Annotated in this window: 6 protein-coding genes; 1 reads left to right on the top strand and 5 read right to left on the bottom strand. The window is 68.3% G+C overall.

Annotated elements, in window-relative coordinates:
- From ACQP0C_RS18665 to ACQP0C_RS18655, 3 genes are read right to left on the bottom strand one after another with little or no spacing between them, the layout of a single operon-like run.
- A complete protein-coding gene (locus ACQP0C_RS18665) occupies window positions 1-6,066 on the bottom strand; it encodes an SDR family NAD(P)-dependent oxidoreductase (RefSeq protein WP_433734156.1) in 6,066 nt (2,021 codons plus the stop codon).
- Between the two features lie 57 nt (window positions 6,067-6,123).
- Window positions 6,124-6,402 carry an acyl carrier protein gene (locus ACQP0C_RS18660; protein WP_433684879.1) on the bottom strand — a complete coding sequence of 93 codons (279 nt, stop codon included), beginning with the start codon at window positions 6,400-6,402 and terminating at the stop codon, window positions 6,124-6,126.
- Window positions 6,403-6,454: 52 nt separating this feature from the next.
- Window positions 6,455-7,756 carry an NAD(P)/FAD-dependent oxidoreductase gene (locus ACQP0C_RS18655; protein ID WP_433734155.1) on the bottom strand — a complete coding sequence of 434 codons (1,302 nt, stop codon included), beginning with the start codon at window positions 7,754-7,756 and terminating at the stop codon, window positions 6,455-6,457.
- A 413-nt stretch (window positions 7,757-8,169) separates the two neighbouring features.
- Here ACQP0C_RS18655 and ACQP0C_RS18650 point away from each other — a divergent pair, with 413 nt between their 5' ends.
- Entirely contained in the window at window positions 8,170-8,988 is an 819-nt protein-coding gene (locus tag ACQP0C_RS18650; protein WP_433734154.1) for a UbiA family prenyltransferase, read from the top strand.
- 29 nt (window positions 8,989-9,017) lie between these two features.
- Here the strand turns inward: ACQP0C_RS18650 and ACQP0C_RS18645 are convergent, their stop codons facing one another.
- Complete coding sequence (locus ACQP0C_RS18645; RefSeq protein ID WP_433734153.1) at window positions 9,018-10,082, bottom strand: sensor histidine kinase; 1,065 nt, start codon at window positions 10,080-10,082, stop codon at window positions 9,018-9,020.
- Between the two features lie 376 nt (window positions 10,083-10,458).
- A complete protein-coding gene (locus ACQP0C_RS18640) occupies window positions 10,459-15,981 on the bottom strand; it encodes a biotin carboxylase N-terminal domain-containing protein (RefSeq protein WP_433734587.1) in 5,523 nt (1,840 codons plus the stop codon).
- Between the last annotated feature and the right edge of the window lie 149 nt (window positions 15,982-16,130).

Genomic DNA, 16,130 nt, shown 5'->3' with positions numbered 1-16,130 from the left:
TCACACAGTCCGATCCGTGTCGTCCGTCGTGAATTTCGCGCCGAGCGCCTCGCTGATCACCAGGTCCACCGCACCGAAGCGCAGCAGCACCTGTCCGGTCGCGCTCACGGCGGTGACCGTGCCGGTGGCCGTGGCCCCGCGGCTGATCAGCGGATCCACCACAATGTGGAACTCGACATCGCTGGGCACCGCGTTGTGCACCTCGATCGCGCCGACCGCGGTCGGCAGGCTGTTCTGTCCCGTGGTGCGGTGCACCTGGACCAGGGCGGCCTGCAACAGCAGATCGGCGAGCACCGGGCTGTAGTCCTCGGCCGCGAACGCACCGCCGAGCAGCGGGCGGTCGGCCAGGCGGCAGGTCAGCACCAGACGCCCGTCCTCGGCCTGCACCGCGTCGGTGATGCCGCGCAGCGCGGGACCGTGGAACAGCGTGCCGTCGGTGTAGACCGAAACCGGCTGTGCCGCAGCCATATCGGGCAACCCGGTCAGGGTCTCGGGCGTCGGGTCATCGTCGACCACGCTCGCCCGGAATCGGGGCCGGCCGTCGGAGTCGGTCACCAGTACCGCGGTCGCCACGGCGCCCGGGGTGTAGGTGAGCCGCAGTTCCGTCGGCGCGGCAGCGTCGAGGACGACGCCCTTGAGCACCGAGAACCCGGTCAACCGCCGCACGGTCCGTCCGGTGATCCGCTGCGCGGTACCGAGGATCGTGCCGATCGCGGCCGTCGCGGGCAGCACCGGAACTCCGCCCACCGCATGGTCGGCCAGCACCGGATCCTGTGCGGCACCGGTGAGATCGCGCCGCACCACCGTCGGCTCGGCCGACAGCGTTCGCGGCGGCGCGGCCGACAGCGGCGCATTCGGCCCGACCACGCACACCACATCCGCGGACCGTGCGGTGCGGAACTGTTCGGTGAAGAACTCCACACCGGTGCGCAAGGGGATCAGCGTGACCCCGCGCTCGGTGAACATCCGCTCCAACTCCGGTGTCACCATGCCGCCCGCCCAGGCACCCCAGTTCACCGAGGTGACCCGGCTGCCGGGCATCCGCCGCCGCAGGGCGGCGGCCACCCGGTTGAGCGCCTCATTGGCGCTGGCATAGCTGGACTGACCGCGATTGCCGAAGAATCCGGCGATCGAGGAGAACAGCACCACATGGCGCAGCCGCTCCGTATCCAGGGCCGCCAGCGTGGACGCCAGACCGGTCAGCTTGGTCGCCAGCACCGGCGCGACATCCGCGCGGCGCTGATCGGTGATCGCCTTATCGGCGAGCACCCCCGCGCCGTGCACCAGACCGGTGATCCGATCCCGGTACGGTGCCAGTGCCGCCGCGGTCGCCGCGGCGTCGGTGACGTCGACGGCGAGGTATTCCGCGGTGGCGCCGGCGGCGCGAATCGCGGCCAGGGTGGCCCGGATCTCGCGGCCCGCGACCAGGCCGCGGAAGATCCGTTCGACCTCGCGTGGCGTCGGCTTGCCGCCGCCCGCGCGCAGATCGGCGACAATGGCGCCCTTCAGCTGAGCCTCGGAAACCTCAGTCGCCCAAGCGGGTTCGGGCTCGAGCGGGCTGCGCCCGAGCAGCAACAGCCCGCAACGGTACTGTTCGGCGAGTCCGATCACGCATGCCGCGGTGACACCGCGGCCGCCACCGGTGACCACCAGCAGATCCGCGACGTCCGGTTCCGGTACCGAATCACCCTGCGGCAGCAGCGGATCGGTGCCGTCATCGGTGGACGCGCGCAGCGTGCGACGGGTGCCGTCGGCGGCGATGCCGACCTCGGCGGTGCCGGTATCGGCATCGGCGAGTTCGTCGAGCACCCGGGCCACCGCCTGCTGCACCGCCAGTTCCGGACTCAGGTCCAGTGCGCGGCAGAACAGCGAGGGCGCCTCGATCGCAAGGGTTTTCACCAGGCCCGGCAGTCCGCCGAGCAGTCCGGCGGCGTCGACCGTGCCGGACAGACCGAGCAGGCCGTCCACGCGGCTGACCGTGAGGAAGGCCGCGCGGTGCCGCGCCGCCGCCTGTTCCAGAGTGCGCTGGGTCGTATGCGCCAGCTCGAGCGCATCTTCCAGCGCCGCAATGGAACTCGACCACCGGGTCGGCGCCTCCGGAGCGAGGAATACGACCAGGTCCAGCCGGTCGTCCGGGCCGAGGTCGGCACCGGCGACGACCGACCAGCCCGCCGCCGCGAGGGCGGCGGCGAGCGGTTCGGCCAGTGCGCTGCCGCCACCGGCGATCAGCGCGACGGGCTCGGCCGCGAAGGCCCCGACGAGCGGGGCCACGGCGGGCAGCTCGGAAAGGCGCGCCTGCATCCGCGAGATGCGGGACGCGCCATCAGCTTTTGGGTGCACCACCTCCGCCGCCGCCACGGCGGCCGAGCCGCCGATCGCGACGCTGATGAAGGCGATGATCCCGCCCAGTGTGCGCAATTCGCCCATCTGCTCCGGACCCGCCTGCGGGCTGTCCGGGAAACGCTCCTGCAGTGCGCCCATGATCTCGACCCGCTTGATCGAGTCGATACCCAGGTCGGCCTCGACATCCATGGACACGTCCAGCATGTCGGCCGGGTAGCCGGTCTTCTCGGCGACGATCGACAGCAGCGCGTCCTGCACCACCTCGGTGGCGTCACCGGTGACCGGGGTCTCGGCCGGGGCGCTGACCACCGGTGCGGCCGGCGCGGTCGCGACCGGATCCGGCTGCGCGACAACTGCTTCCGCGACGGGCTGCGGTGCGGCGACCGGCTGGGCGACCGGCGCGGGCGCCGGAGCGGGGGCCGACACCGGGGCGTAGGTCGGAGCAGCCATCAGCTCCGCCTGCGCCGCCAGCTCGGTCCGGGGCAGCCGCTCGACCGGGCGGCGGATGGCCGGAGCGTCGATGCTCTGACCCGCCTCCAGGTACGCGAAGCCGAGCAGCACCTCACTGGCGTGACTGTGCGCCTGGCCGATGGCCACGCTGTGGTCGCTGACCGAGGCCAGCCCGGCAACCGTGCGGTCGTCCAGGGTGCCCTGGCGCGAGTCGTATTCCAGGATGCCGCTGAGCCTTTCGGCCACCCGAAGCTGGCTGCTCAGGTACTCCCGGTGCAGCGCGAGGTGATCACCGGCCAGATCGCCCTGGCCGCCGGTGGCCGCGAGGGCGGGCGGCGCGGCGGCGGGCACCGGCGCGACATTGCCGTTGCCATTGCCGTTGCCGTTGCCGTTGCCGTTGCCATTGCCATTGGCGGGCTGCGGTACGCGATATCCGTTCTCGAGAGCGTCGCGGTAGGAACTGCGCCGCTCCTCCGAGACATAGTTGATGCCGTTCAAGGGGATCCTCATTCCTTTGCTTTCGACTACTTCGGATTCCTCGGCGCTGTACCGGTTCAGACCGGTCAGCGGCAGTCCCAGCACCGCGAGCCGCGCCGCGAGCTGCTTGAGCGCGCGGTCGCCGTCGGCGCCCGCGTCGGCGGCGAGCATCACCGCGTCCGGCATATCGGCCAGGATCTTGCGCACCAGGCCGGAGAGCACCGACTTGGGGCCGAATTCGACGAAGACCCGGTAACCCGCGTCGTACATCTGCTGGATCCGCGGTGCGAATCCGACCGGCTGGGACAGCTGCTCCACCAGCACATTTCGGTTCGCCGCCAGATCGGCGCCGTATTCGGCGCCCGCGGCGTCGGCGAATACCTCGAGGGCGGGCTTGCCGATCGTCTCCTCGGCCACGGCCGCCCGGAACGCGTCCACCGCATGCGCCACATAGGAGGTGTGGAAGGCGGCGGCTACCGGCAGCAGCTGGGCGTGCAGGCCCTGCTCCTGTGCGGCCGCGGCGAATTCCCGCACCGCCTCGGTACCGCCGCCGACGACGGTCTGCTCCGGCGCATTGAGGTTGCACACCACTACATCCGGGTGCGCCGCCAGCAATTCGGTCAGGGCGTCCGGCCCGCAGCGCAGCGCCGCCATGGTGCCGCGATCGGCCGCGCCTTCGGGCAGTGTCGCCATGGCGGTGCCGCGGGCGCGGGCCAACCGGTAGAACGTGTCGTCATCGAAGGCCCCGGCCGCCCACAGCGCGGTGAGCTCACCGAAGCTGTGGCCGAGCGCGCCGTCGGGTACGAAGCCCAGTTCGTCCAGGAAGCGGTACTGGCCGGCGGCCAGCGCGCCGATGGCGGGCTGCGCGAAATCGGTGCGGCGCAACGCTTCTTCCTGGGCCGCGGCATCCTCCGGGGTGAACGCGGGCGGCGGGAAGATGGCCCGGCTCAGCGGATCGGCGGGATCGGAATGCTTACTCGCGGCATCGAAGGCGGCACGGACCGGCGGCACCGCGACGGCGGTCTGCGCGCCCATGCCGACGTACTGACTGCCCTGTCCGGCGAACAGCGCGCCGATCTTGCCGACAACCGCCGCCGAGCGCCGGTAGTAGGCACCACCGGGCACCTCGAACGCGTCCACCGACTGCTCGGCCCGGAGCCGTTCGACGGCCTTGTCCCGCAACGCCGTCAGCTCGTCATCGGTCTGTGCGACCACGGCCAAGCGGGCGTGCGCCTCCGGAATCGCCGCGTCCAGTTCGACACCGCGCGGGTGCTCTTCGATCGCGGTGAGCAATTCCTCCGGCGTCGCGGCGTGCCACGCGTGCACCCGGTAGTCCCGGTGCAGCGCACGGGCATCGGCGCCGGCGGAATCGTATTCCTCCAGCACGCAGTGGAAGTTCGTGCCGCCGAAGCCGAAGGAGGAACTGGCGGCCCGCCGCTTCTCCCGGCCCGGCTCCAGCACCCACGGCCGGGTCGCCGAGTTCACGTAGAACGGCGAGTTCGGGAAGTCCACCGACTCCTTGGGCTGCTCCACATTGATCGTCGGCGGCAGCACCTTCTGGTGCAGCGCCAGCGACAGCTTGATCAGCCCGGCCGCGCCCGCCGCCGCCTTGGTGTGTCCGATCTGCGACTTGACGCTGCCCACCGCGCAGAACTGCTTCTCATCGCTCGCCTCGGCGAAAACCTCACGCAGCGCGGACAGTTCGGTGTAGTCACCGACCGCGGTACCGGTGCCGTGGCATTCCAGCAGTCCGATCTGCTCGGGGCCGAATCCGGCATCGGTGTAGGCCCGGCGCAGCGCCAGCTGCTGCCCCTCCTTGCGCGGGGCGTAGATGCTCTTGAACCGCCCGTCGCTGGAGGTGCCGATGCCGCGCAGCACCGCGTAGATGCGGTCGCCGTCGCGCTCGGCGTCGGCCAGGCGCTTGAGCGCCAGCATGCCCATGCCCTCGCCGATCATGGTGCCGTCGGAATTCTCGTCGAACGGCCGGATCATTCCGCTCTTGGACAGCGCGGGCGTCTTGCTGAAGCACAGGTACATCAGGATGGTGTTCTCGGCGTCGCAGCCACCGCTGATCATCAGATCGGCCCGGCCGGACACCAGTTCGGCGGCCGCCATGTGCACCGCGGCAAGCGAACTGGCGCAGGCGGCGTCGATGGTGCAGTTGGTGCCACCCAGGTCGAACCGGTTGGCGATGCGCCCCGACACCACGTTGCCGAGCATGCCCGGGAAGGAGTTCTCCTCCCAGGGCGCGAAGGCCTTGACGAATTTGGCCGCGATCTCCTCAGCGTCCTGATCGCTCAGGCCGCAGCTGCGCACCACTTCTTTGAGCACCGGGGTCTGCAGGCGCGTGGCCAGCGGCTGGGTCAGCGAGTTGGCGCCGGTGATACCGAGAATGACGCCGGTGCGGCTCGGGTCGTACCAGGACGAATCGGGTGCACCCGCATCCGCGAGGGTCTGCTTGGCCACCACCAGACTCAGCAGCTGCAAGACGTCGGTGACCTCGAGGATGTTCGGCGGCAGGCCGAACTCCATCGGATTGAAGTCGATGGTGGGCAGGAAGCCACCGCGCTTGGCGTAGGTCTTATCCGGCGCGCTGGGGTCTGGATCGTAGTAGTCCTCGATCTTCCAATGGGTTTCGGGTACGTCCTCGATGCAGTCCGCGGCCGCGACGATATTCGACCAGTATTCGGTCAGATCCGCCGAACGCGGAAACAGCGCGCCGAGACCGACGATCGCGATGGGCGTATCGCCGAGCCGGGTACCCGGCGTGGGCGAGAGCGTTGTCTGTGATTGCATGGGGGGCACTGCTCCTCGACGGCGTAAAACGAAGCGGCGGTGGACGATTCGCGACACTCAGGCCGCGAGCCGGTCCTTCTCGGCGACGATGTACTTGGCCAGTTCGGCGATGGTCGGGTGGTACCAGAGCGCGGTGGTCTCCAGTTCGAAGCCCAGCCAGGACTCCAACTCACCCGCGAGCACCAGCGCCTCGGTGGAATCGAGGCCGAAGCTGTCGAAGAAGTCGTCCACCGACACCTCTTCCGGCTCGACGGACAGCTTGTAGGCGATCTTCTCCCGCAGCCAGTTCTCCACTTCCTCGACGGAAAGCGATGCGGTGGTGGCCTGCTCGGTCATGGGAAACACACTCCTGATGCGGTAACAGCGAATTGTTCGGATGAGGGAGAACTCATTGAGCGGGCGCAGCGGACAGGCTGCGCACCACCGCGTCGGCCGCGGCGGCGCCGGAATCGAATCCGGATTCGTGGTTGCCGACGATATCGATACCCATCTTGCGCGAGTGGAAATACGAGCCCGCGAACTTGACCCGGGAGCTGCCCTCATTGATGGTGTGCAGCACCGGACGCAATTGCCGGGCCTCGTAGGTGAAAATCGGGTGGCGGTAGGCCAACTCGCGGATCACCCGGTCCGGGTCGATGTCGACGCCGCAGTCCAGCGTGAGGAAGTAGTCGGTCTCGCTGGTGAAGCACTGCAGCTCGTTGAGGTAATAGACGACCCAGGACTGCATATCGTCGGGCCCGCCCGAGCGCACATAGTTCCAACTGCGCCAGATCGAACGGTCGCCGGACATGCAGACCGGATCGGTGTGCAGGGTGGCGCGAGTGTCGTTGTAGGACAGAGCTTCCAGCATGCGCTGTGCTGCCGTGGGCGCGGTGAGCATGGCCAGCGCGTCATCGGCGTGCGCCGCGATGATCACCTCGTCGAAGCGCCGGGGGCCCTCGGGGGTGTAGACGGTGACTCCGGTTTCGTCCTCGTCGACCCGATCGACGGCGGTGCCGAGCCGGATCTCCTGCCCGGCCGCACCCAGGTGCTCCAGCGTCGCGCGGACATAGTTGATACTGCCGCCGGTGACCGTATTCCACGGGGCGGTGCGCCCACCCAGGCCCTCGCGGCCGTGCCCGAGAAAGAACGCGATAATGGTTGCCGCGGGCATTTCCCAGATGCGATCGGCCGGTACCGACCAGGCGGCGGTGGCGATCAGCACAATGAATCCGTAGCGGAAGTCCTGGCTGTAGCCGTTGACGTCCAGATATTCACCCATCGGCATCTCGGCCTGCTTGCGGATGAAATGCTTGGGCGATTCCCGGTAGAACCGCTCCGCCTCGGCCCACATCGGCACGAATTCCGGCCCGTATTTCGCCCTGATCTCGTCTTCGGGGAGTACGAAATCCTCCGAGACGAAGCCGAGCCCGGTATCGGCGTGGTAGAAGCTGAAGGTGCCGGGATGCGATTGCGTCGCCACGCCCAGATCGGCGAAGAATTGCGTCAACCGCTGGTAGTGCGCCTCGTTGTAGACGATAAATGCGGTATCCAGTCCAAGGATCCGACCATTATCGTTCACTTCGATAGAGTTGGCGTGACCACCAGCGTTCACTTCCTTTTCGAACAGGGTCACTTCGGCCCGTCCACGCAGGTGGTAGGCGGCGGACAGACCGGCGATCCCACCACCGATCACGGCCACTGCGGACATACTGCCCTCAATTCATCACCAAATGTCAGGAATTTGATCCCGAGGCCACTCCGACGCGGGATCGAAACCGACGATATCTGTTCGTTACCACCACCCCAAGAGACACTTTGGGAACATCATGGCATGTATCCAAAGAGGTATGCGCCGTCATTACCTGGCCTTTTCCGGCGACTTTCAGCGACATTGGAACGCTCCCCCAACTCTTCGTTAATTCGCCCCGAACGACCGGGAACCGATGCACCGAATTAATCGCAAGATGAGTGTGGACCGCACTCGGGCGCTCGCGTTAGCGTTTGTCCATGGCCACCGCCGCAACGCAACAGCCACGCCGAGTACGCGCAGTAACGGAAACAATGGCCGCCTATCACCGACTCCGAATGTGTTTCCTGGAAGCGCGCCCCATGGTTCAGCTGATGTTCTTGCTGCGTTTCCTGGCCGCATCCGCAATCGCCGCGGAATACGGTATGGGACACCGAGAAATCTCCGTCCGAAATTATGGCTACGCACTGCTGTCCTGGTTTTTCGCGACCGTCTGCATCTATCTCGCCAACGGCATTGCCGACGGTGCGAACGACCGGATCAACGGCGTCGGCCGCCCGATCGGGCGCGGCGACCTGATGCCCGCACAGGCGCTGCCGGTCGCGGTCGGCGCCGCGGTCGGCGCCGTGCTACTCGGCGCGCTGGCGGGTCCGATCCCAACCCTGCTCGTATGCGCGTTCCTGGCCATTGGCTACGCCTACTCGGCGCCACCGTTCCAACTGCGCCGCGGCTGGCTGGGTTCGACAACGGTCGTGGTTGCCGGTGGTCTGCTCACCTACGCGGCCGGGGTGGTGGCGGTCGGCGCGCGGCCGACGCCGACCCTGGTCGCCTTCGCCATCGCGATGTCGCTGTGGATGGGCTGCATCGGCGCGGTGACCAAGGACTTCTCCGATGTGGACGGTGACCGCGTCGCACGGCCGCGGACCCTGATCGCGCTGGTGGCCGAGTGGCCGCTGCGCCGCTTCGTCGCCGCGGTCGCGACCCTCATCGCAGTCGGCATAGTGTTTGCCGCACAACAGATTCCCGGGCTCGTCCCGACCTGCGCCTGCCTGCTTCCCGGCGCGGTGGCGGTCGGATATCTCACCCTGACCACCCGCCACCACCATCCCCGCCGACGCAGCCGCCGCCCCTACCATGCCTTCATGGCCACCCAGCTCGCCGCCAATGCCGCAATGGGTTTGAGCGGCCTGTAACCGGCCCGAACCGCATGGGCCGGCAGTGATCAGATCGCACAGGCCGCCAACACCGGAATCCACACCCCGACCGTGGTGCCCCCGCGCTTGCGCGAGACCACGGTCACCGCTCCGGACAGCAGTTCGGCGCGTTCACGCATGGAGTCCAACCCGTTGGTGCGGTGCTCCGCCCTCGGGTCGAATCCGATACCGTCGTCGGCCACCGTCGCCCAGACCTCGTGCGGTGCGATATCGACCGTGACCACCACCTGCTCGGCCGCCGCGTGCGCGAAGGCATTGCGCAGACCTTCCCGCAGGATCAGGAAGATTTCGTCGAGCACCAGCGAGTCCACCCAGGACTCCACCCCGTTGACCTGGATCCCGACCGCCGGTTCGGTCAGTCGCATCGCACCGACGAATGCGGTCAGCGCATCGCGCAGACTGCCGCTCCCGTCGTCGGTGCGCAGCCCGGTGGTGATGTACGAAAGTTCCTGCAGCGTATCGGTCAATGCCGCGATGGCATCGGAGATGGTCGGATCGCTCGCGGACTGCGACGCGGCGCACAATTCCAGCCGCCGCATCGCCACACTGATGCTATTGCCGATCCGGTCGTGGATATCGCGGGCCAGCATCCGCCGCTCGGCGTCGTTGACCATGCGCACCTGGTTGAGCAGGAACGAGTCATAACCCTTGGCCCCGGCCTCGAGCCGCGCGTATATCGCACGGTTCAGCGTGATGGCGGCGATCCCCAGGCGCCGCGTCGAATCCGGTAGCGGGGCAACGATTTCGGCCACCTCGGTGAGCACCAGCTCGGAGAGCACCCGGGCCGCGCGCACCGAGGCATCCGGCCGAATACCCCGGTCACCGCGCCGCTGCGCCATATCGGCGATGGCGTGCAGATGTCGGGCCACAATGCCGACCCGACCGGAGCCGAGCGCATCGGCGCAGTCGGCAATGATGCGCTCGGCCTGGATCGAACATTCCTGCCAGGTGACCTCGTCGGCGACCAGCGCACTGTCTATCGCCGCCAGTTCCGCGCGATAGCGCTCGAGAATCAGCTGCTGTCGAGCGCGCAGGTCAGCGACCGCTGCTGTCGGCCCCACCTCTGTTGTCATCGTGTCGGTCTCCATCGACGGGCCGGACCTGCCCGTCCCACTGACCTCGGCGCGCGGCGGCACAGCGCTGTGTCCCACGCACCCGGTCGTCCTACTGTCGGGTCAACCGATGGGTTTCGCCGACCCATCTGAAGTGAACGCAGTGTCACATCCGGGGCCGACTCGACCACGGCGCCACACCATCCAAGTCGTGACCATTCTTATACGGTTGTGTTAACTCGGCCAGTCGAAGAGTAACGGCCCCAATATTTTCCGGACCGCAATACCGCAAAATGTCTGCAACCGCTCCGTATGAGGGAAATATCCCAAATTTCAAGTTAGATCAACCGACCAGTTTTTGGACCGAAACCGCCGCCACTACCTTTACTGAAACCGGTTACACCCCAATCTCATTCTGCTCCGGCGAAAAAGGCGCGTCCCGCATCCACTCGTCGATCGCGGTTGCGATCCGCAGGCGCAGCTCGCTCGCGGCGACCACGGAATCCACCGACCCGACTCCCACCGCGCGTTCAATACTGTGCACCGCGTCGAATTCCGCAGCCAGCGTTGCCAGATGCTCGGCGCGCACCGCCGTGCGCTGGTCCACCAACTCGGCGGCCAGTTTGGGCCGCTCGGATACATCGGCGCGGGCCAGGCGGTGTTCCAGGTCGCGGACGCGGGCGTCCGCGACGGTGCGTGCGTCCACGGTTCGCGCGAACACCACCGCCGCCGCCGGAGCCCCGCCGATCACCGAGGCGAAGGACCCCTCGACCGCGAGCACTGTCATATTCGGATTCAGTGCCTTGGAGAAGACCACGAAGGCGCCGCCGTGGTAGCGGGAGATCACGCAGAAGACGATCTTGCCGTCGAAGTTCACTACCGCCCGGCCGATCTCGGCGCCGTACTCCAGCTGTAGCGTGCGCATGGACTCCGGCGATCCGTCGAATCCGGACAGATTGGCCAGCACCACCAACGGCCGATTGCCGCTGGCCGCATTGATCGCCCGCGCCACCTTCTTCGACGAACGCGGGAACAGTGTGCCCGCGGTGTAGGTGTCCGGACCGTCCGCGGGCGGAAAGCCGTGTCGGACAACGGGCTTGGATTCGATCCCGATCAGGCAGACCGGCCAGCCGCCGATCCGGGCGTCGGCGACCACCGCGGTGTCCGCGTCGGCCATATCGGCCCAGCGCTCCAGCAGTTGGTGGTCCTGGTCGGTGACCGCGCGCAGCACCGCGCGGATGTCGAAGGGCTTCTTGCGATCGGGATTGGCGGTGGCGGAGAAGATTTCACCGACCGTGCGGAACTCCGCACCCGGATGCGGGAACGTGGTGATGTCGCGCTCTATCGGGTCGGTGCTGGCGGCCCGGCGCGGCAGCGGCTCCCCCGGACCGCGGTAGCTGTGTGCGTAGTGCGCCAGCAGCACGTCGCGGGCCTGCGCCAAGTTCGCGGCCCAGTACTGCGCCTGCCCATTCGGGCCCATCACCCGCGCGTAGCCGCCGATGCCGAAGTTGTCCTCGGCCGATACCCCACCGGAGAAGTCCAGCGACTGCTTGCCGGTCAGCACCATCGCACCATCCGGGATCATCACCAGGATGCCCTTGGTGTGCATCAACATGGTGGCCTCGGCGTTCCAGTACGGCTGCGCGCCCACATTGATACCGGCGACCACCACATTGATCTCGCCGCCGTCCTGGGTGAACGTGACGATGCGGCGCAGCGCGCGAGCGACCCAGTCCATATTCTCGGTGCCGGAGTCCAGCGAGATGCGCGCACCCGCCGAGAGCGCGAACCACTCCACCGGAACCGCAAGCCGCTGCGCCAGATCCAGCGCCGCGATGATCCGGGAGCATTCGGCCTCCGATACCGCGCCGAGCGCCTTGGTGGGGTCGCCGAACAAGGTCACCCGGGACACGCCCTCCGGGTGCAGCGCGGTCGGCGTGGACGCCACACCCACCACGATGCCCGCCGTATTGCGCCCGCGCGGTCGGTCCACCGGGACCAGCCGCGCCGAGGTGGACTCGGAGTCGAGATCGTATTCGGTGAAGGTGCCGACCGCACCGGTGAGCAGCGGGATCAGCTCGTATGGGTACACGGTGCCGCGCCGCCGCGCCCGCACCACCTTCTGGTCGTAGTCGTCGAGCGGTTCGAGCGCGACCTGCGGAGGTCCGTCGATGGTCACCTGTGCGCTGGAGCCGGGCTCATAGCGCAATCGGGTGACCGCCTCCCGGAAGGTCCCCTCCCGGGTGGCCAGGCGCACCTGGACCAGCACCTCCTGCACACCGGCCTCGGTGAATTCCGGTGCGACGGAACGCTGCCAGGCCGCGAACTCCGCCAGGTCGACCTCGATACCCGGCCGGATATCCAGCCAGATGTGGTTCATATCCAACCAGGCCCCCGCCGGGTCCAGATCGTGGCGAGCCCGTCCGATCGCCTCGACGCACGCCGAGAGCACCGTGTCGACATCACCGACCGCCGCGATCGCCCCTTGTTCGTCGCGGGTCAGCTCGAAGCGGCCGACCTGGGCAAGCGCCACCAGCCGCTGGTCGTCCGGGTTGTCCTTGGCCACACAGTGATACAGCAGAATCGCTTCGGGAGTGTGGATCCGCGACAGATGGAAGTGCCGCAACCGCCACAGCGACAGCCGCCGCCCGACCAGCGGGTGGACCCCGCGCACCAGCCGGTCCTCGACCAGATCCGATTCGGCCCGGCGGAAGGTATAGAACTCCACGTCCGATCCGGCCACGGCAACCACGATCCGCCGCGCCTGTTCGGACAGCCGGGCCGCGATCAAACCGCGGCACAGTGCCTCCGCGCGTTCGTCGGGCGAGGCGGGTGCGTCCGGCCAGACCAGGTGCAGGTCTGCCACGGCCACCTGCCCGACCGGCACCGCGAGCAGTTCGGCGCGCAATGCCGCCACCAGTGCGGTATCCGGCTGATCGGCGTACTCCGGCAGCTCGGCGAAGGTGCCCACGGTGGCGACGGCGGTGGTCGGCACGGCGTGGGCCGGATGCAGTTCCAGTCGATAGTCGCAGACCACGAACGGACGGCCCGCGATATCGAAGGTGCGCAATGCATGCAGGTGCTGTTCGCCGTAGTGCCAGCGGGCCAGCACCTCGAGCATGGGTTCGCGCGGGGCGAATCGACCGTCCGGACCGGCGAGCAGACGCTCGGCGAGGAACTCGTACAGCGGCTCCGGAATGTCGACCAGCGCGGTGATCCGATGCGACCGCTGCGGCGAATCCGGCGCCGCCGCGAGGGCGGCCAGTTCTTCCGACACCCCGGTCAGCATGGCGGTACGGGCGGCATCGGTCGCCGGGCGCATGAACCAGGCGAAGGCGACGCTGCGGGCCAGGTCGGCGACCGCGGGGAACCGCGAGCGGGACATCCGGATCACCCGCTCCAAGATCTCGCGGGTGTGCGCGTGGTGCGCAACCGGCGGCGGATCCGCACCGATCCACAGCTTCAGCAGTTCGGTCACCGCCCGGACGCCCACGGCAATCCGATTGGTGCCCAGGAAGATTCGGAAGACTGCCGCTTCCAGTCCGGGAGTCCGATCCAGTTCCGCGACCCCGTAGTGGGCCAGTGCGCGCCCGAGCCCGATGCGGAACTCGGCCGGAATCGCGCCCCGCTCGGCGTCGAGGCTCTGCAGGTAGAGATGCAGCTGCTCACGCGGGCTGTCGGCGCCGCGGCCCGATGCCTCGGGCGAGGCCAATTCCGCGATATCGGCGAAGATTTCGGCCAACTCGACCTCGCCGACGAGCCACTCGCCGTCCGCGACCGCCAGCGCGTCGCGATCGAGCAGATAGCGGGCCCAAGCGTCGGGGGATGCGGCATCGAAACCGAGCAGTTCGGCCCGCACGTCCGTCCGCGCGCGCCGCGCCCGATCGGCCGCGCTCGGCGGCTGCGCGGGCGACGGGATCATCAGATCGATCGACCGCGACGGCGCCACCCGAGTCGCACCGCCCGCCGGTTCCACCCGCGCCAAGAGCTCCCCCGCCGCGACTTGACTGCCGACGGCGACCAGCAGCTCCCGCAGCCGACCAGCGCAGGGTGCGGGCAGTACGGTTTCCAGCTTCATACTCTCCAGCACCAGCACCGGTGCACCGCTGAGCACTTCGCCGCCGACCTCGACCGGGGTCGCGACCACCAGCGCGGGCGCGGGTGCGCGCAGCACACCACCTTCGTCGCGACTCACCCGATGTGCGACGCCGTCGATCTCGACCAGGTGGACCGCGCCGTGCGTGGCCGATACCAAGCGGTAGCGCTGACCGGCCACGGTGAGCGCGGCCAGGTGCTCGTCGATCCGCTCGACAGCCGCCTCGAATTCGACGCGATCGGCGATACCGTCCTCGATCGCGACCCAGAATCGGCCGAATCCGCTCTTGGCCACCGTGACCCGGTACCCGCGCTCGCCGACGCGCAGTTCGACGGCCCGACCGACCTCGTGCTGCACATGTGGACGCCGCCCGCGCCCACTTTCCCAGAGCCGCTCGCGAGCACCGTGTTCGGTGTCCTCGTAGCCGTCGATCGCCGCGGCCGCCAAGGCGAGGCCGAGGTGGTGCTGGGTGGCCAGCCCGCCCTCGGCCGATACGCGGTCCACCCACCGGGTGTCGGCGGTACCGTCGATCACTTCGGGCGTATGGAGCAGCGTCAGCAGGAAGCTCTTATTGGTCGCGCCGCCCTCGATCACCACCGTCGTATCGGCCAGTGCCCGGCGCAGTCGCTGGAGCGCCTCGGTCCGGTCCCGGCCGTAGGCGATGATCTTGGCGATCATGGAATCGAAGTCCGCGGGGATTTCATCACCCTCGCCGACACCGGTGTCCACCCGGATACCCGGCCCGGTCGGCAAGCGCAGCAACGCGATTCGGCCGGGTGCCGGTGCGAAGTCACGGTCCGGATCCTCGGCGTTCAGCCTGGCCTCCATCGCGTGCCCGCGTTCGGCGGGCACCGGTCCGCTCAGCGGAATTCCGGCCGCCACCTGCAGTTGGGCCTTGACCAGGTCGATGCCGGTGGTGGCCTCGGTGATGGGGTGTTCGACCTGTAGCCGAGTGTTCACCTCCAGGAACGCGAAGAACCGTTCGCCCGGGTGATACAGGAACTCGACCGTGCAGGCCCCGCTGTAGCCGACCGAAAGTGCCAGCCGTCGCGCGGATTCCTTCAGCTCCAGCGCCTGCTCGGCGGTGAGCACCGGCGAGGCCGACTCCTCGATGATCTTCTGGTTGCGTCGCTGCACCGAGCAATCGCGCACGCCCAGCGCCCAGGCGCCGCCCTGCCCGTCGGCGATCACCTGCACTTCGACATGCCGGGCACCGGTCACCTGACGTTCCAGGAACACCACACCACTGCCGAAGGCCCGTGCGGCCTCCTCGCTGGTGCGCTGGTAGGCCTCGCGCAGATCGGCTTCCGAGGCGACCACCCGGATCCCGCGTCCACCACCGCCCGCGGTCGCCTTCAACATCAGCGGGTAGCCGATACGCTGCGCGGCTTCGATTGCGGCGTCCAGCGTTTCGACCGGACCACCGCTCCACGGCGCGACCGGCACGCCCGCCTGCTCGGCCAGCAGCTTCGCCCCGATCTTGTCACCGAGCCTGCGCATCGCCTCCGCACTCGGCCCGATGAACGTGACACCCACCCGCGCGCACAGTTCGGCGAAGGCCGGATCCTCGGCCACGAATCCCCAGCCGACCCAGGCCGCGTCCGCGCCGGTCTCACGTAAAGCGCGTTCCAGCAGTGACAGATTCAGATATGGGCGCGCACTCGCCGGTCCCAGGCAATACCGCAGATCGGCTTCCCGCACGAAGGTCGCATGACGTTCGCCATCGGTATACAGCGCGACGGTTTCGACGCCCAACTCCCTGGCCGTGTGAATAAGCCTGCGGGCGGCCTCGCCGCGATTGACAATTGCGATCCGGGTGAACATCTGCTGCCTTCCGTGCACGCCTGTCCGACCGATCATCGGCCCCTCTGCACTTACAACTGTGGCGGCAGATGCAATCCCGGTCGAATCGAGAGCACGAAATAAGTAGTGGCAGTGCCGATTCCAGCTGATCCCGACGAGCCGTTCGGCCC

The sequence above is a fragment of the Nocardia sp. CA-129566 genome, assembly GCF_050956075.1.
Lineage (GTDB): Bacteria > Actinomycetota > Actinomycetes > Mycobacteriales > Mycobacteriaceae > Nocardia.
The sequence above is the reverse complement of the archived record's forward strand: the minus strand, read 5'-3'. Positions and strand labels throughout refer to the sequence as shown.

Coding starts and splice junctions, on each gene's coding strand:
- ACQP0C_RS18665 (WP_433734156.1), bottom strand. CDS start 6,066: ATGCAATCACAGACAACGCTCTCGCCCACGCCGGGTACCCGGCTCGGC.
- ACQP0C_RS18660 (WP_433684879.1), bottom strand. CDS start 6,402: ATGACCGAGCAGGCCACCACCGCATCGCTTTCCGTCGAGGAAGTGGAG.
- ACQP0C_RS18655 (WP_433734155.1), bottom strand. CDS start 7,756: ATGTCCGCAGTGGCCGTGATCGGTGGTGGGATCGCCGGTCTGTCCGCC.
- ACQP0C_RS18650 (WP_433734154.1), top strand. CDS start 8,170: ATGTTCTTGCTGCGTTTCCTGGCCGCATCCGCAATCGCCGCGGAATAC.
- ACQP0C_RS18645 (WP_433734153.1), bottom strand. CDS start 10,082: ATGACAACAGAGGTGGGGCCGACAGCAGCGGTCGCTGACCTGCGCGCT.
- ACQP0C_RS18640 (WP_433734587.1), bottom strand. CDS start 15,981: ATGTTCACCCGGATCGCAATTGTCAATCGCGGCGAGGCCGCCCGCAGG.